We start from the raw sequence: 17,879 nt of genomic DNA, 5'->3' as shown, positions 1-17,879 counted from the left end.
CCTATCACCGGCACGCTGCTATTCGTGCCGGTGATCTCCTCACATCTAATGTGATGAACGGTGTGGTACCAAGTCCAAATGACTACGACTTAAGTAGTACCAACATTATTCATCTAAAAGAAACTTTCATGTTACAAAGACACATTATGGCAGGGCTCATCGGATTATTGCCCTGCTGTGCCCTGGCGCAAACCGATACCGTCGCCAAGGGAAACTTCAAACCCTATAAAGAGATCATTACAGAAAAGGCCGTTAGCCGCCATGGTCTCCTCTCCGTACACCAGGTAGGTGACAAGTATTATTTTGAATTGCCCGCCTCCTTGCTCAACAGAGACCTGCTCGTGGTAACCCGCCTGTCGAGATCAAGTTCAGAGATCCGGATAGCAGGCTTTTATGGATTCTCCGGCGATCAGATCAATGAAGGGGTAATAAAGTTCGAACAAGGCCCGGGAAACAAGATATTCCTCCGTAAAATATCTTATGGTGAATATGTTGGTGACAGTACAAGACCCATGTACCGGAATGTGATCAATTCCAACCTCCAGCCCATCGTGGCCAGCTTCTCTACCATTACAACGAACCCGCAGTCTAAGGCATACGTCATAGAAGTAACTGATTTTTTAAGCAACGACAACAATGAATTGTTTTTCGATGCCGAGATGAAATCCATGTATGGCCTGGCCAATCTGAACAGCGACAAATCTTACATCGCATCGGTCAATAGCTATCCGCAGAATACGGAGATCAAAACGGTAAAGACCTATACCCGTTTGCCAGCAAGACCAGGACAAATGTCCGAGGGCACCGCAACCTTCGAGATCAATTCTTCGCTGGTATTGTTGCCAGCCGAACCGATGAAACCACGTTTGGCAGATGAAAGAGTTGGCTATTTCAGTTCCAAACGGACCGACTTCGATGCCGACCCTCAGGGCGTCAAAAAAATAGAAATGTCTACCAGGTGGCGCCTCGAACCCAAAGAAGAAGATCTGCAACGTTATTTCCGGGGCGAACTTGTAGAACCCAAAAAACCTATCATTTATTATATCGATCCTGCAACGCCTAAGAAATGGGTTCCTTATTTAATGCAGGGGGTCAATGATTGGCAGGTAGCTTTCGAAAAGGCAGGATTCAAAAATGCCATCATTGCAAAAGAAGCACCATCGCGCCAGGAAGATTCCACCTGGAGCCTTGAAGATGCCCGCTATTCGGCCATTGTGTACAAACCGTCCTCTACGCCCAATGCAAGTGGTCCGCACGTACATGATCCACGCACCGGCGAGATCCTCGAAACGCACATCAACTGGTACCACAACGTAATGAAGTTATTGCGCGATTGGTACCTGGTTCAAACTGCCGCCGTTGATCCCGACGCGAGAGGTGCACAACTGCCTGATAGCCTGATGGGACAATTGATCCGTTTTGTATCGTCGCACGAAGTGGGCCACACCCTGGGTCTGAAACACAACTTTGGCTCATCGTCAACCGTTCCTGTAGAGAAACTGCGCGACAAGGCCTGGGTGGAAGCAAACGGCCACACCCCCTCCATCATGGACTATGCCCGTTTTAATTACGTGGCACAGCCCGAAGACAATATCGGCCGGGCAGGCCTGTTTCCCCGCATCGGCGACTACGACAAGTGGGCTATTGAGTGGGCTTATAAAATACTACCCGGCAACCAAACACCCGAATCGGAAGCTGCAGTATTGAGCAAACTGACGTCCGAAAAGCTGAAGAACAACCGCCTTTGGTTTGGCAACGAATCGGAATCATCCGATCCCCGCAGCCAGAACGAAGACCTGGGAGACGACGCAGTAAAAGCCGGCACGTATGGCATTAAGAACCTACAGCGGATCGTGCCCAACCTGGCCGCCTGGACCCGTACCGACAATGAAGGTTATGAATTACTCAAATATCTCAATGGTGAGGTAGGTGACCAATTCATGCAATACATGTTCCACGCTACTAAAAATATTGGCGGCATTTATCATACGCCCAAAACAGCAGAGCAACCCGGCAAATTGTATGAACCGGTATTCAAAGCAAAGCAGGTAGCTGCCCTCGAGTTTTTGAGTAAACAGTTATTCACTACTCCTCTGTGGCTGGTTGATAACAATATCATCGACAAAACAGGCATCAACCCAATTGCCCTGATTGGCTCAAAACAGGAATCCATTATAACCATTCTGTTGAGTGAAATACGCTTCGACAACCTCATCGCAGCAGAAGCACGTCTTGGAAAGGAAGCCTACACGTTGCAAAACTTCATGAACGATCTGCAAAAGGAAATCTGGTCGGAATTGTACACGCACAAACCGATCGATGTGTACCGGAGAAACCTGCAAAAGATCTATGTCAATAAAATGGTCGAGATCCTGAAGCCGGCAAAAAAAGAACTACCTGTACTCAATGCAGACCCGAAACTGAGCCTGCAGGCTTCAGATATATTGTCTATAGTAAAATCGACACTCCGCACAGTACGCCAGGATATGATCAGAGCAATACCGGCTACGAACGACCCTATGACGAAGTATCACTTGCAGGACGAAGCAGAACGCATTGCGACAGCGCTGGAGAACAAAAAGTAACTCAATAAACACCCGCTAATATGAAAACGATAATGATCTCCTTTTACCTGTTCTTGCTGTCATGCAGCATGCCCAACATTTCAACAGGCTTCAGGGAGCACTTTTACCTGGTGCTGGAAGTACACGAAGAAGGAGGCGTGGAAAGCCAGGTATTGGATTGCATACACAATGTTGCCATCGTCAAGGAGTTCATAGTGGATCCGCTACCTATTGAAAACACCGTACGAATGCGATTTTGCCTGGAAGGTGATATGGCCCAAACAACACGACGCCTCGAGCGTGAATTAAACGGTCAGCTGAATATCATATCCTATCAAATCCGCCGATCTTATTAACCCCCGGCCGCCCCGTACTATGCCGTAGAGGGAAAGCAATATTTATTGCTTTCCCTATTTTTTTTATGATGTCCCCTGGATCAATGACTACCACCCTCCGGCAAAGCACCGTATAGAGCGATCAATCTGTTGTCCATCCACGGCCCACGCATATTCTTGGTAACGAGCTTACCTTGGGGATCAAACAGAAAGCAGGTAGGAATGCCCCTTATTTTGTAAGTAGCTACAATCCCCCCTTCAAAACCTTTATTCTCGGAAACCTGCAGCCACGGCATTTTTTCTTCCCGGAGCGCCTTCTTCCACTGATCGGCATTTTCGTCGAGCGAAACGCTGATGATCTCAAAGCCCTTCTCATGGTAATCACGATATACTTCCTTCAAATGCGGAATATCTTTCCGGCAGGGTCCACACCACGAAGCCCAGCAATCCACCAGCACGTATTTGCCTTTGCCTATATATTGGCCCAACTGATGTAACACACCACTCGAATCTTTGAAAGAAAAGTCATGGAAGTTTGAGCCCACCGCAGTTTTGCCTGCCTGTTCAGCTGCAGTGTTCAGAGCACTGACTATCGGACCCTTTGGGGTCATAGCCGCAAATTTACTTTGAAGCAGCCCTACTTCTTTGGTGTCGAGCGATTCAATGGACAAAGTCTTGTAAGCGACAAGGCCGGTCACTTCTCCTGGCTCCTGCGCTGCAATAAAAGACAGCGAAAGCGATTTCAGCTCTTCGTACACCTGATCGATCTGTTGAGCCAGGGCCATCCGCGCCTGGAAAGCTGCAGGCTCCTTCGGAGATGCTGAATATACTTTTCCAAGACTGTCATCCAACCATTCAAGCCGGTCGTTTAAGGGACGCAATCCGTTCACGAAATCCATCAACTGGTCATGGGCAGGCGAACCCGACACCTTAATGGATGGCTTCATACAAAAGGACCCTATCATAGCATCAAATTCACTGGGCAGGCTATCATAGATTGCTTTCACCGTCATTTTACCGTCACCGACAAACAGGTTCAAAGCTTTGCCTGTATATTGTCCTTTCCCCTTAGGATCTTTAAAAATGACAGAGCAGAACCGCGGCGAAGGGAAATTCCCCTTAAACTCGAATTGCCCGTTGGTCAGGATCGTACTGTCAAAGAACTTATCCTTTCCTTTAATGTCTGCAAAGCCCAAATACACTTTCAAACCGTTTTTGGCGCCATCGATACGCCCTTTAATCACATAACCTCCGGGAGGTTTAAAGAACATCGAAGTGGCAATTGCAATCGCTGCAAGGAATGCCTGTTTCATTGCTGTTGAATTTTTAAATGAGTAATGATTTTCAATGGCCCACACTATCGACATGATAAGCAAGGCCATGGACGAAGTCGGCCGGATGAACAAGAAGTACCCATGAAATCATATACAAGGAAATGAGCGCGGATAAACGGCAGCAGAAACGTGTCTTACCGGCGCGATGCCAATTATTGCGCAAATGATTTATTTTTTTTGGCAACACATAGTACCAGCTCCCTCATCATACGACTTCTTATCACCAACAGTTAAAAACATGGACAGTAACATAACATTCATGTGGACATTGTACCTGCTGGCCGAAGGATTTATACCTGTTAATGTACTGTGTGGATATTACGCACCTGATGAAGGTGAACAATTGGAGTTACAGCTGATCGATGTTGAGATAAGATGAGAAGTGTTTGTGCCAGCGATGCAGATTCCTTGCCTCCATAGGCAAGCATTGGGAATTGGGTCTTTCTACGCCGCAGGAGGCGAGGCTGCCGCTGATGTTCACGCCATTGCTTCGGTTGGCTTTATAGTCCGGAATTTATTCCGGTAGGTCGCGTAAAGCTGACCGCAGCATAAAGATGGTTGTGGTGCATGAAGGGAATTTAAGGGCCGGTGTTTTGGTTTTTAGGGTATCCTTTACCACCGGTCCTCCCCTTTGCCCTCAACCCGATGAAACAGTCATTTGGTTAATCAGGATACAAGTTTCTCATGTGCAGATGTATCGCGCATCTACAAGGGTTTGTTTCCACTTACCCTTCTATTTTGGATTCTATCGTGGTAATTTAAAGGTGGTTTTGGTTCTAAAGTCAGCCGGTTATCGTGAAGCAGAACAACCCCGTAAGGGCCCTGGCGGAAAAGATTGCTCCCGCCAGGAACCAGCAAGGGGAAGTTGGGGATCACAGCCGGCTGCTTTTTTATTGGCCGGCTCCGGCGCCCTGTACCCGCACACACTTCCAGACAGATCCGGAGTGTCTCCCCAACCCGTAAGTGCGACGTAAAGGGTTACAATACATTTCAAATTCACCTCGCCCCGACATGCATACTCAATCCATACTAAGCAATTGACGGTTGAAGACACCAGCATAAATTTGTCCTTATCAGCGATCTAGTTTTGCGCTAAAAGGAAAATGAACCTAATAAAAGAACAAAAAGCAATAGGCGCAATAACTATATTATCAGGACTACTCGCGTTTGCTTGTATGGTCGCTAGTCTTATTGCTGTCAATTTCAACTTCGACGCACTTTCAGACCCGATGCTCATCTTATCAACAGCCGGCACAAATACCGCTGTGGCTAAATGGTCTATGATTTTTGATATGTTCGGGTATTACCTGTTACTGCTTCCCATCATTTACCTGTTGCACGATTGGATGAAGGACAGGTCAGCCTGGGCCAATTTGGTGACTTTTTGCGGCATTGCCTATGTTTTGATTGGAAGTATAGGAGCATCTATACTGGCAGTCGTATGGCCCAAATTAATCAATGCATATCACCTGGCCAATGAGACGGAACAGCAAATATTGAAGGCTAATTTCAGTTTAATAAATGACGTAGTTTATGGTGGTCTCTGGAATCTGCTGGAGATGACTTTTGCCGCAACCTGGTGGATCTTCACTGGCTATCAGCTCCGCAAGAATAATTTCTATTATATTGGTTGGCTCACCATGCTTACTGGCATATCCTGTTTAGGAGATGCGCTGGCAGGAATACTTCAGGCTGGGTGGCTGCACGAAGCTTCTCTAAATATATACCTGGCGCTGGCTATAATTTGGGCGATATCAATTGGAATATTCATGATGAGTAAAAAATTAAACAAGGCCTAGCCTTGTTTTCGCGCGTGTCCTGGTGCAATCCTCGATTGGAAAACTTTAAACCTATTTACAAAACCGGGCATCCCCGCCTCCACAAAGCCCGCTTATTAAATTCATTTTCAGTAAATTGGTATAGGAACGGTTTTCAATCAACGATTAAACCTCCATTCAAATGAAGGAAGGCTTCACCCTCATCACTGGCGCAGGAGCAGGAATTGGTAAGGAGCTGGCCATCGTGTGCGCAAAAAAAAGGTTCAACCTGTTGTTGGTATCCCTGCCAGGCAGCGACCTATCCCAACTGGCCAGCGAGATCAGCAACACGTACCAGGTAAAGGCCCACTACTTCGAGATCGACCTTATAGCACCCGCAGCCCCGGAAGCCATCCTCAACTGGTGCTCGGCCAACCACTTCATCGTAGACAAACTCATAAACAATGCAGGGGCCGGCGGCAGCCGCCCCTTCGGAGAGCTGCAGCTGCCCGAAATACAATCGATGATCCTCCTCAACAATTATGTATCCACCTCGATGATCAGCCTCTTCCTGCCCATGTTGAAGCAATGGCCCAAAGCCTACATACTCAACGTAAGCAGCACCGCCTCCTTCTTCAATATCCCCAACAAAGCCCTGTATGCAGCCACAAAAGCATTTGTCAATACCCTCACCACCAGCCTGCGCAACGAATTGACCGGCACCGGCGTGGTGGTATCTGTACTATGCCCCGGCGGGTCCATGCATAAGCGCGACGCCAACGTGGAAATGAAGGTCAATAAACGGATATCCGAAATGATCCATGAAAATCCCCACTCGATAGCCTGCGCAGGCATCAAAGGCATGTTGGCCGAAAAAAGAATGATCCTGCCCGGCATGGTCACCAAATGTTATGTATTTGCCGCAAGGCTCGTTCCAGCCGGTATTGCCGATCCCATTATCCGCCGGCTCTTCAATCCATCCAAACACCGCACAGCGGCCCGCAGACGCCGCCGCAAATGGGCACTATGGTCGATGGCAGTGATCACTGGCATAGTAGCCCTGTTATTCGCCTTATACTATAACCAATAGATCGCATATGCGTACTGTATTCCTAACCGGAGCGTCCGGCTTTATTGGCCGCCACCTGGCACAACAGCTGGCCAAAGGGGGCACCAGGGTACACGTACTCGCCCGCACTACCAGCCAAACCAGCCACCTGCAACATGCCAATATCCGCTTGTTTCAGGGCGACCTGCTCAACAGAGACAGTATCCGCATCGCCATGAAAGGATGCAGCCAGGTTTACCACCTCGGTGGCCTGGCCAAAATGTGGATGAAAGACAAAGCAGCTTACCACCGCGTCAATGTAACGGGAACAGACAATGTATTAACCGCAGCAGCATCCAGTGGAGCAGAAAAGATCATTGTTACCTCCACGGCAGGCGTGCTGCCGCCCAGCAATGGTACCCTCACCAACGAAGACAGCCCTAAACAACCATCCCTGTACACGGAGTATGAACGAACCAAGAACGAAGGCGAAGAACTGGCAAAAGCCTATGCTAGTCAGGGACTGCCGGTCGTGATCATCAACCCCACCAAAGTTTATGGGCCAGGCCCCATCGACGACAGCAATAGCGCCACCATGATGGCACGGAATTATATGCTGGGCACATGGAAGATCATTCCCGGCAATGGAAAAGGGGCCATGAATTACGTGTACATCGATGATGAGGTCAACGGCATCATCACTGCCATGGAAAAGGCGCAGCCAGGATCGCAATATATCATTGGGGGAGAGAACGCCAGCTACGATCGCTTCTTCGAACTCGTCAGATCGATAGCAGGAATGCAGCGGAAACTGGTCCACATCCCCTACCCGCTAATCAGGACTATCGCCTGGTTCGAAGACACCAAAACCAAACTCTTTGGCGCCCGGCCCATGATCACCTCCGAATGGGTGAAGAAACTCCCTTATGATTGGTCGAAAGACATCAGTAAAGCGGAACGCGAATTGGGATATCGCGCCCGCTCACTGGAAGAAGGTTTAAACAGTACCATCAGCTGGCTGCGCCTAACCAACCAGGTATAAATATCAAGGGGCCCGCAAAAACCCGCAGGCCGCTCCGCAATTAAAAATTAGTTCGCCACAACAAGCGGTATACGAAACTTACCCGTTACCGGAGCCGACTCCACCTTTCCATTCACCTCGCGCAACAGGGTCATATCATAGGTTCCGGCAATAATATTCTTGTTTCTGTCGTAGGTAGTGATCTTGATATTACCCGACGCATATTGTGGAACTGTATTGGTTCCTGCTTCTTTGGCCGATATGCCATAGAGGGCATCTCCATTACTGGCAGAAGCAGATACAATATTCTGGAAATTGGAAAACTGATAAGTTCCCGCTCCGTCAAAGATATCCCTGATGTAGAGCGAAACCTCGGCCCTGGTCCCCAGGTTATCCTGGTTGCTCAACATAATACCAAGGTATTTGCGGGCCGATTCTTCTGTGGCCGAATGCCGTACATTCCTCACCACCCTTCCCTTCACACCAATGGTCGATTCATTGAACAGTTTAACATGCGAAACCAGGTAGTACTTCGAAACATCGTTCTTCACCGCCAGAATATCGAGAGAAATGGTAAAGTATTTTTCTGTTTTCTCCGGACCGCCGGGCACCACATAAGGCGCTTCATAATTGAAATGGTTGCCGGTTCTGCCGGGAAGTATCCTGCCAATCGTCGTAGCCGTCCCTTCCCGCACGCCGTTAATGTAGATGTTAGTAATATAACTATTGTCCTTACCATCTACCGGTTTTTCTTCGGGAAGCGGCACAAAAAGATCTGAAACGATTGAGTCGATGCCCAGTTTCGTAACGTTAAAATATAGCTTATCGCTACAAACGACCGGAGCACTGGAAACCTTGTCGTTGTCCTTAAAATCGACCCAAAGCTTGTACTTCAAAAAGGCAGCAATATCAAATTTCCCGTTGGTGATCTTCATCGGATACTCCATAGTAGCAGTACCTGCTGCTTCATCGATCACCGGCTTGCCAGGTTGTTTAACGTATTCTCCTGCTGTTTTGCCGGCTTCCAACTTATGCACAGCAACACCACCCAGGACCTTTGGTTCGCCGCCCGGTACAAAAGGTTTCCCATCAGGGTCTCGCGGAAATGTATAGATCATTTTAATAGGCTTCGACGATTCCACACCCTCCGCCGTTTCAAAACGGAAAGCCATACTGTCGATACCATTGGGTGCCGTATTAAGCAACCGTTGGATCTTGAAAGCAACAGGTTTGCTGAAAGCACCAGCAGGCACAATGAATTTTACATTCCCCATAACGAACTCACCACCGGCCGCACCGATCTCCTTTTGCAATAGCGTACCGGGAACAGGCGTTCCGGCCTTACACAGTGCACCGGGCGGCAGCTCCTGTCCGGGATTGCCAGATCCGTTACCAGCCCCATTCGGCTCCTCGGCCGCATCTTTTTTACAAGACGTGGCAGCGCATAGCAATAGCATGCAGACTGCCCATAAGCATTTCTTCATACAACAGATTGATAAGGTAATTGATTGTTATTTACGTTGCAGTTTAGTTCAGCCCCAACCGCAATCGTGCAGCAAATTAGCGTCAACCACCTGCGGCTACCAGTACACCCTGTATGTATTGGGTCAACGATTGAATGAAATGAGTATTGTTTACTAGCGCATTATCGTCCGCATCAGATATTGGCGCTGAATTTGCATACAGAACCGCGTGCAAGACCCCAGGCAAAAAAAACGCCGGCATATCCCCAATACCGTAGGACTTACTGAAATCCATCTCAAAACGTAAAACGATCTTTATGAAGTCCTTTCGCATGTATAGACAGTCCATGAGCATAATCGCAGCAGCCACGCTTACATTAACAGCCTGCAGTAAAAGCGACGACGACAAGCCAGCTGAAAAGAACATCAACGAGACAGTAGCGGCCGATGCGCAGCTCACCCTATTCGAAGCTGCCGTAGTAAAAGCAGGTATGTCCAACACCCTGGCCAGCACCTCCAACCTCACCCTCTTTGCACCTGATGACAATGCACTCAAACAGATTGACCTTAACGGCGATGGCACAGCCGATCTCGACACCGAAGCAAAGATCAAAGCGCTCGATGCCAACGGTGTGGCTGTACTCACCACCGTATTGCAATACCATCTGCTCACTACAAAAGTGATGGCAGCCGATGTGCCCGCCGGTCCCAATGCCGAGATCAGCACCTACGGCGGTAAAAAAGCATTTGCCACCCGCAACAATGCAGGCGTATTTATCAATGGCGTGAAAGTGAAGAAGGCCGACATCGCCGCCACCAACGGAGTAATCCATATTGTAGAAAGAGTATTGATGCCCCCGATGGGCAATATCGTGGAAACCATCGCCATCAATCCCAATTTTACCTTCCTGGTAGCCGCATCTCAACGCGTAGGGCTCGATATCCTGAACACCCTGTCGGCGCCAGGCCCGCTCACCGCCTTCGCCCCCACCAATCAGGCATTCATCGATGCAGGCTACCCCTCCATAGCGTCTATCCAGGCAACGCCGGCAGCCACGCTGAAACCGATACTATTAAACCATGTGATCGCCGCCCGCCTATTCACCTCCGACCTCACAGAAGGAGCACAACCTGCCTCCCTGGGTGGCGGCAAACTCACTATCACGCTGGCAGGTGGAGCTAAAGTGAAAGGCAATGGCAACACCACGGCCGCCAGCCTTAGCATCACCGATGTAATGGCCACCAATGGCGTTATACACGTAGTAGACAAAATCCTATTGCCATAATAAAAACAGAAAGGCCGCGGGCAATGCTGCCCGCGGCCTTCATCACCTGTTATAAGCGGGATGTTATTACTGCGTCTTCAATCGGATCACCGTAAAAGAATAAGGTGCCAGCACAAGCTTCGATAACTCACTCACCGGCATCACCGACTCTGTTGGTGTAGCCTGCTTATCACCGGGCTGTCCCTGCAAAACGATCTTCACAGCCTCCGTACCAGCCACATTCACACCTGCAGCATCAAAACCTGTGTTGATGGTCACCGGCAACAGGTTAACCAGTTTAACGATTAGGTCGCCCGATTTACTATCCTTCACTACCGACCACGCGAAACGCTTTCTCACATTATCCTGGTTGTTGGACAAAGTAGCCACCGCCGGCAAGTATTGGTCGCCGGCATGCACGCCATACAGCTTTTGAACATGATAGCCCACAGTGGGCCGCACTTCGGTATTACTGAAATAGATGAGGTCTGGATTCCATTGGGTATGATTATCCTTGGCCAACAGCGGCGCATACGAAGCCATGCTCACTACATCGCCATTGCGCTCCAACGAAGTGAGGTAAAGCGCTTCCGCCAGCGCCGTCTCGAGGTTATTGGGCCTGCCCGGCAAATGAGCGGCATATTCGCCCAGGTACACCTTAGAACCATTGCGATCGTATTTATCATAGAAGTCCTGGTTGTTGATCAACCAGCCCGGGGGCACATAATAATGCTCATCCACCATCGGCACCTGCAGCTTATTGGCCAAGTGCCAGCCTTCCACGTAGTCCGTCCCTTCCCAGAAGGGCCCTACCGTGCCGATCACGGTGATATCCGGATACCTGGCTTTAACCGCCTTAAAGATCATCGCAAAACGCTCTTCAAACAGGTCGGTGATCAGATCCTCATTACCGATGCCAATGTATTTTAAATTGAATGGCTGGGGGTGACCGGCTTCTGCACGCTTCTTTCCCCAAACAGATTTAGCGTCACCGTTGGCATATTCGATCAGGTCCAGCACATCCTGGATATACGCGTCCATCTGATCGAGCGGAATGCCCCCCTGCTGTCCGCCACCAGTAGTACTGGGGCCGGAGTTCTGACAGGGAACGCCTGCCGCCAAAACAGGCAACGGCTCGGCGCCGATATCCTCGCAATAACGGAAGTATTCAAAATAACCCAAACCAGCCGTTTGATGGTAACCCCAAAGATTACGCAGCGGCTTGCGCGCCTCCAGCGGCCCAATGGTATTTTTCCATTGGTAAATATTGTGCAACCCATCGCCATGCGCCACACACCCGCCGGGAAAGCGGATAAAGCGTGGACGGATATCCGCGATCGTTTGTGCCAGATCGGCCCGCAGCCCGTTCGCTCTTCCCTTAAACGTCTTTTGGGGAAATAAAGAAACCATATCTACCTGCAGTTTACCCGCCGCCAGCGGCTGCAAAGCCAGGTAGGCATCGGCCGCATCGGCATTGGCCGTAAGAATGGCTTTTACTTTCTTCCAGCCGCTGGTAGACGGAGAAAGTGTCGCAGTGGCCAAAACCGTTCCGTCTTTACTGAGCAGACTCACTTTCAGTTTTCCCTTACCAGCGGTTTGCTTCGTAAACAAAGAAAAGTTGTACGACTCTCCCTTTTTGACAGGAATACCATCGAAACCGGCATTGCTTAAAACAGCATCGCCTCCGGCTGATTCAATAACAGCGTAATGGGTATTATTGGCGTGAATAGGACCATCTGTAGCGATGGTAAAAGAACCATTCGTACCGTTGAGCTTCCAGGCATAACGGCTGTTCCAGGCCGTGTCACGACCTTCCCTGTCGGAAGGCGCGTATTCGAAATCGCGGTTCTGTACCAGTTCGGCATACAAGCCACCGTCGGCAGCATAGTTGATGTCTTCAAAGAAAACACCGGTCAGTAAGTTGCTAATAGGCCTGGCCTGCGAAGGTTGCAAAACCAGTTTCGCGTCAACCGGCTTTAGGCCGGCAAAACGCTGACCGTCCTGGCTGGTGTTTTCACCATGCAAACTGTTCCGGTATTGCCGTCCCTCGTACGATTGAATAAGTTTTTCCACAACGCTCCATTGAACGCGGAATAGCTGGCCGGTAGCCGATCCATTGGGTAAGGTCACCGTAACGCTCGCATCGCCGTACGCACCGGCATTCACCGCATTAGCAGCAGTATATTGTTTGAAGTCTTTTGTGAGCAATTGATAATACTTGCCGGTAGCGTCCGTATAAGTAATAGAATATTGCTTTTGTGCAGGATAGAATTGCAGTACTGGCTTCAGTACGTTGGCGCCCTGCTGTACCAGGGGGTACGACTGGCGCCCCCAATACACGAGATCGGGTGAGGAAACATGCGCAAAGAGCTTCTCTTTGTCGTTGAGGCCCCATACACATTGCCAGCTGCCATCAGGAGCCTGCAATAAATAAGGGTTCATCATCTTCTTCTCCGATCCCCAGCGGGCATAGTCGCTGTGAACGAAGCCATGCTCATTCCCGATCAGGAACCAGTTGACCTTGTCCTTGCTCCAGGCAAAATGAAGGCCGTTATGGTAATTGTTCTTAGCCGTACCATAAGCAAAGAGGTAAACAGAATCACCGCCTGGGCGGGCACCCTGGGCAAGGGCGGCATGATTGAATAGCCAAAGGAACAGCAGGATAAACCCGCAGCAGTTAATAGCAGACCTCATAGGCAAACAAGTTGGGTTGGTTCACTTAAATGTCAATATTACAATTAATCCAGCAAATGACAAAAGGGACCTGCCGCGTGGCAGCAGCACTAACATAGTCCTGTCCTGGCGCACAGAAACCATTCCCATTAGAACTTAACCTTGCAAGTTTGTTTGGGTTGCTGTATATTCGATCAACTCAACCCCTATAGAGCACTCCCATGGAAACATTCAGCGTTACCAGTAAATTGTCTGACAAGGGATGGCATAGTTGTCCAAACCGACACGTTTAAGTCAGAGATCCTTTGGTCCCATTTTCTGAAACACAATGAATTCAGCAAATTTCTCATACTTTATCACACGAAAGGATTGGGCAGTTTCATAGATAAAACAAAACTATCTGTAGAGCAGATCCGGTTTATAAAGGGTAAAGTGCCTAAAAAATAACAGCGCAGGCCCTTGCCCAGCCTCCAAAGTCCTGATCACACCTGCGCCGTTAACCTTAATTACTCATTCGCTACAAATGGCGCTTTACTGACAAACTCACGAGAAGCCAGTTGCCCGATTAAAAAATCGGCCAAACTGGTAGCGCTGATCTCCTTACCCGGACAATCTTCCAAGCTCACCCGAACGGGAGGTGCTTCATCGGTTTGCACGATTAGAGGAAGGCGTACCATCGTCCAATCGACAGTGCTCGCTCGCAGCAGATCATATTCCTGCTGTTTATTGATGGTAGATGCCGGATAGGTTTGTTTCATCCAGGCAGTAGCGGCGGCGGCCGTTGCCCCTTTGCGGTCGAAGGGAGTGTCTACATTTAGACCGGTAGTCACAATATACCGCCTGATGCCATGAGCATGCATCGCTTCCAATACGTGAGCCGTACTTTGGGTAAAGATCGTAGGCTCGCTGGGCGGGACGCCCAAACCAAGCGTACTGACCACAGCGCTGCATCCTGAAACAAGCCGATACACGGCATCATAATCGACGACGTCGCCGACGACGGCTTCCACTAAAGGGTTCACCAGGGTGAAGTGGTCAAGGTTTCTGACAAGAACTTTAATGGAGAGTTGCTGAGCTAATAAACGTAGAACGAGGTATTTACCCGATTTACCCGTGCCGCCTATGACGGCAATGGGAGAAGAAATTGACATATGATTACTTTATAAAATAGGAATGAATAATACGATCCTTTTGGAGGGATCGGTCAGCTACAACGGCACCAGGCCATTGCTAGTCGGGAGGTCACTATTTTATAAAGCGCGTTTAATACCTGCAAAATAAGGAGGATTGGCCGCACTGCAAATAGTCAGCCCCTGCTATTTAGCAAAACATAAACAAGCAGAAACTTGCGCCGCTCACACCACCCTATTATATTCACCATCATTTAACCTAACCGTGGTCGTGGCAATCCTTAAGTATATCATAAGATCGATAGTCTTCCTGCTCCTCACCATCCTCACACAGATCGGCGGGGTAGTTTACCTGCTTTCCCTCCTCACCCATCGCCTTACCGACAAGCAAACCACGAAAACCTGGCAGAAGCACCTCTATCGGACAGCATCTTTCGTGGCCTTATACAACATAGCCACCTTCCTCCTTGTACCGCTTCTCGCCCGCCCTTTCGGCCGGGTACCACTACCGCTCACCCAAAAAGATCACCTGCGTCCGCTTACGCTGCTCACTTGCCTGCTTAACCGGCATTACGTCGTCCCTGCGATGAAAAAGGTAGCCATCGAAACGGCGAGAGAGATGAACCAGCGCTATCCCGGCACTGAAACCAATTATCTCGACGCCAACTTCCCATTCTTGAAAGGCTTTCCACTGATACCCCACCTCAGCCACAACGATGGCAAAAAACTGGATCTCGCATTCTATTATTTGGAAGCAGCCACCGACAGGGTTACCAACGAAGCTCCGTCACCAATCGGCTACGGCGTTTGTGAGGAGCCATTACCAGATGAAGTCTGTACATACTGCGCCTGTAGCAGTAAAGGCAACTGGCAATACAGTTTCCTCACCCATATCATACCACAAGGAAAAAAAGACAAACTACTGTTCGACGCCAGCAGAACAAAAACATTGGCCGAACTCTTCGCACAGCGCGAAGAGGTTGAAAAAATTTTCATTGAACCTCACCTGAAAACCCGCCTCCACCTGCAATCAGGCAAGATCCGGTTTCACGGCTGCCAGGCAGTAAGGCACGACGACCACCTGCATATACAGTTGAAATGATATTTTACCAGGCACCTCCCGAAGAATACAGAAAATCAATATTGGCATTTGAGGCATCGCAGAGCCAATGATAACCCGATCCGGAACTTTTCATTCGTTGCAAAAGGACCTTGTAACCATCACGACTTAGCCTGCAAACAAGAATATCCGGCCACTCCAACCATACAATACCTTCGTCCTCTTCTACCAACTCCAGCTGCAACTGTACATGTCGAATCAACAAAATCAACGTCTGACAATTGAAGCGTTTTTCCTTTCTCTAAAACCTACAGTTGAATTAAAGAGCAAAGCCTTGAAGTTTCTTCCTCATCGAAATCAAACAACCGCACAAGGTTCTCTGAAACAACCTGATTAAATAAACCTCCTTCAGTTAAATCGTGTAAATACTCAAGCTTCATATCATTTGTATGAGACCACAATGCAACTTGACAATATACTAACTCCTATCTATATTGCCAACATGTTGAAATTTTTCATAGCCTGTCTACTTTCAGGCAGCTCACTAGCTATACAGGCCCAAAGCACATCGTTACCATCCTGGTTTACCGATGCGTTAAATAATAAGAGACTTGACACTCTCTATACATTTACTTCCTCTTCTAAACTTACTCCCCTCCAAGCCGATTTCAATGGAGACGACACCCGCGATATAGCAGTCTTTGTAAAAGAAACTAAAACAGGCAAATCCGGCATTCTTTTGATGGAGGGAAAGACACTGGCCTACCGCGTCTTTGGTGCAGGTCGGGCTGTTGCACCCGGTGACGATGATTTTGTTTGGGCCGACAGGTGGCGTGTCTATCGCAGCAAAACAGCCCGCGAAACACGATTCGATCCCAAATCAGGAGATATCCTGGGCAGCAATATCGTCAATCTGAATAAGCCCGGCATACTGATAGAAGACATGGAAGATGGTGCAGCCATCGCCGGCGGCATCATTTACTGGGACGGGAAAAAATACAAATGGATACACCAGGGAGAATAAAAGCCATCGCGCTGTCACAGCCACCACCAACAAAAACCCCATACCGTTTTACCAGTATGGGGCTCAATGAACATTTCAACACTATAAACAAAGATTAATTACTGTAGGTCTTTCTGCGCCTTGATCGGCTGAATAGTACCATCTTCATTGTACTTCAACTCCGTCACCTTCACGTTGCGCAGGTGCGTTTTGCCGGAGAGCTGTACATCATGATAGAACAGGAACCACTTGCCATCCTTCTCAATGATCGAATGATGGTTGGTCCAGCCCTCCACAGGCAACAGGAACACGCCACGATAGGTGAAAGGCCCGTACGGACTATCTCCCGTCGCATATACCAGGTTATGGGTATCGCCGGTTGAGTAAGAGAAGTAATACTTACCCTTGTACTTATGCATCCAGGCAGCCTCAAAGAAACGTTTGTCATTATCCTTTTCCTTGAAGAGATTGCCGGCACTGTCGAGGATCCTGATCTCCTTTACCGGTTCTGCAAAAGACTTCATATCGGCCGACAGCTTGGCTATTCTGGGAAGTATGGCCGTTTCATCGCCTTTGCGCAGCTTACCGGCCGAATCATACTTGTTGTTATCCCAGCGTTGCAGCTGACCACCCCAGATACCACCAAAATACATATAGTACGAACCATTGTCATCTTTGAAAACCGTTGGATCGATGCTATAGCTTCCTTTGATGGGCTCTTTTTCGGCCACAAACGGACCTTCAGGCTTGGCACTGGTTGCCACGCCGATCCGGAATACGTCCTGCTTATCCTTTACCGGGAAATACAGGAAGTAAGTACCATTGGCAAACGCAGCATCCGGCGCCCATAGCTGGCGGCCCGCCCAGGGAATATCCTTGATGCTCAACGCCACGCCATGGTCGGTAACCTGACCGCCAACCGCATCCATTGAGAGGATATGATAATCCATCATATTGAAATGATCGCCATTATCATTCTCCGGCGTACCCGTAGCGGTATCGTGCGAAGGATAAATATAGATGCGGTTGTTAAACACATGCGCCGAAGGATCGGCCGTGTAGATATGACTCACCAGGGGTTGCGAAATATACCTGTCCATACCGGTCGAATCGGTGGGGATGGGCTTCTCGTCGGCAGTCCCGGGTTCGGTCTGACCGCTGTCGTTGCAGGCGGTCAGGGCAAGTGCTGCAGCAAGGGCAGCAGGCAGAATCGTTAGCTTATTCAT

At 49.0% G+C, this 17,879-nt stretch carries 14 protein-coding genes; 9 read left to right on the top strand and 5 right to left on the bottom strand.

Annotation, left to right across the window (positions count from 1 at the left end; genetic code table 11):
- Window positions 1–128: 128 nt before the first annotated feature.
- Both P2H89_RS06230 and P2H89_RS06225 read left to right on the top strand, forming a co-directional pair.
- Window positions 129–2,585: a zinc-dependent metalloprotease gene (locus tag P2H89_RS06230; protein WP_275825714.1), complete on the top strand. Its 2,457-nt coding sequence runs from the start codon at window positions 129–131 to the stop codon at window positions 2,583–2,585.
- Window positions 2,586–2,605: 20 nt separating this feature from the next.
- On the top strand, window positions 2,606–2,920 hold the full coding sequence (locus tag P2H89_RS06225; protein WP_275825713.1) for a hypothetical protein: 315 nt from the start codon (window positions 2,606–2,608) through the stop codon (window positions 2,918–2,920).
- Between the two features lie 80 nt (window positions 2,921–3,000).
- On the opposite strand, the gene P2H89_RS06220 is transcribed toward P2H89_RS06225, so the two are convergent.
- The gene (locus P2H89_RS06220; RefSeq protein ID WP_275825712.1) at window positions 3,001–4,212 is read right to left on the bottom strand and encodes a TlpA disulfide reductase family protein; all 1,212 of its coding nucleotides are present in this window, start codon (window positions 4,210–4,212) and stop codon (window positions 3,001–3,003) included.
- A 259-nt stretch (window positions 4,213–4,471) separates the two neighbouring features.
- Here P2H89_RS06220 and P2H89_RS06215 point away from each other — a divergent pair, with 259 nt between their 5' ends.
- The 4 genes from P2H89_RS06215 (at window position 4,472) to P2H89_RS06200 (ending at window position 8,080) form a co-directional block, all read left to right on the top strand.
- Window positions 4,472–4,612, top strand: a complete 141-nt coding sequence (locus tag P2H89_RS06215; protein WP_275825711.1) for a hypothetical protein — start codon at window positions 4,472–4,474, stop codon at window positions 4,610–4,612.
- A 724-nt stretch (window positions 4,613–5,336) separates the two neighbouring features.
- Window positions 5,337–6,032, top strand: a complete 696-nt coding sequence (locus P2H89_RS06210) for a hypothetical protein (protein ID WP_275825710.1) — start codon at window positions 5,337–5,339, stop codon at window positions 6,030–6,032.
- A 160-nt stretch (window positions 6,033–6,192) separates the two neighbouring features.
- Window positions 6,193–7,080 carry an SDR family NAD(P)-dependent oxidoreductase gene (locus P2H89_RS06205; RefSeq protein ID WP_275825709.1) on the top strand — a complete coding sequence of 296 codons (888 nt, stop codon included), beginning with the start codon at window positions 6,193–6,195 and terminating at the stop codon, window positions 7,078–7,080.
- Window positions 7,081–7,087: 7 nt separating this feature from the next.
- Complete coding sequence (locus tag P2H89_RS06200) at window positions 7,088–8,080, top strand: NAD-dependent epimerase/dehydratase family protein (RefSeq protein WP_275825708.1); 993 nt, start codon at window positions 7,088–7,090, stop codon at window positions 8,078–8,080.
- A gap of 47 nt (window positions 8,081–8,127) precedes the next feature.
- On the opposite strand, the gene P2H89_RS06195 is transcribed toward P2H89_RS06200, so the two are convergent.
- Complete coding sequence (locus P2H89_RS06195) at window positions 8,128–9,543, bottom strand: hypothetical protein (RefSeq protein WP_275825707.1); 1,416 nt, start codon at window positions 9,541–9,543, stop codon at window positions 8,128–8,130.
- A 296-nt stretch (window positions 9,544–9,839) separates the two neighbouring features.
- Here P2H89_RS06195 and P2H89_RS06190 point away from each other — a divergent pair, with 296 nt between their 5' ends.
- Window positions 9,840–10,808 carry a fasciclin domain-containing protein gene (locus P2H89_RS06190; RefSeq protein WP_275825706.1) on the top strand — a complete coding sequence of 323 codons (969 nt, stop codon included), beginning with the start codon at window positions 9,840–9,842 and terminating at the stop codon, window positions 10,806–10,808.
- Window positions 10,809–10,874: 66 nt separating this feature from the next.
- Here the strand turns inward: P2H89_RS06190 and P2H89_RS06185 are convergent, their stop codons facing one another.
- Both P2H89_RS06185 and P2H89_RS06180 read right to left on the bottom strand, forming a co-directional pair.
- Window positions 10,875–13,481: an alpha-L-arabinofuranosidase C-terminal domain-containing protein gene (locus P2H89_RS06185; RefSeq protein WP_275825705.1), complete on the bottom strand. Its 2,607-nt coding sequence runs from the start codon at window positions 13,479–13,481 to the stop codon at window positions 10,875–10,877.
- A 485-nt stretch (window positions 13,482–13,966) separates the two neighbouring features.
- A complete protein-coding gene (locus P2H89_RS06180) occupies window positions 13,967–14,611 on the bottom strand; it encodes an NAD(P)H-binding protein (protein ID WP_275825704.1) in 645 nt (214 codons plus the stop codon).
- A gap of 250 nt (window positions 14,612–14,861) precedes the next feature.
- On the opposite strand from P2H89_RS06180, the gene P2H89_RS06175 reads away from it, so the two are divergent.
- Complete coding sequence (locus P2H89_RS06175; protein ID WP_275825703.1) at window positions 14,862–15,692, top strand: hypothetical protein; 831 nt, start codon at window positions 14,862–14,864, stop codon at window positions 15,690–15,692.
- A 460-nt stretch (window positions 15,693–16,152) separates the two neighbouring features.
- Window positions 16,153–16,674, top strand: coding sequence for a hypothetical protein (locus P2H89_RS06170; RefSeq protein WP_275825702.1), 522 nt, complete (start codon window positions 16,153–16,155; stop codon window positions 16,672–16,674).
- 98 nt (window positions 16,675–16,772) lie between these two features.
- Here the strand turns inward: P2H89_RS06170 and P2H89_RS06165 are convergent, their stop codons facing one another.
- A complete protein-coding gene (locus tag P2H89_RS06165) occupies window positions 16,773–17,879 on the bottom strand; it encodes a glycoside hydrolase family 43 protein (RefSeq protein ID WP_275825701.1) in 1,107 nt (368 codons plus the stop codon).

Source organism: Paraflavitalea sp. CAU 1676, from assembly GCF_029223285.1.
Classification (GTDB): domain Bacteria; phylum Bacteroidota; class Bacteroidia; order Chitinophagales; family Chitinophagaceae; genus Paraflavitalea.
The sequence above is the reverse complement of the archived record's forward strand: the minus strand, read 5'-3'. Positions and strand labels throughout refer to the sequence as shown.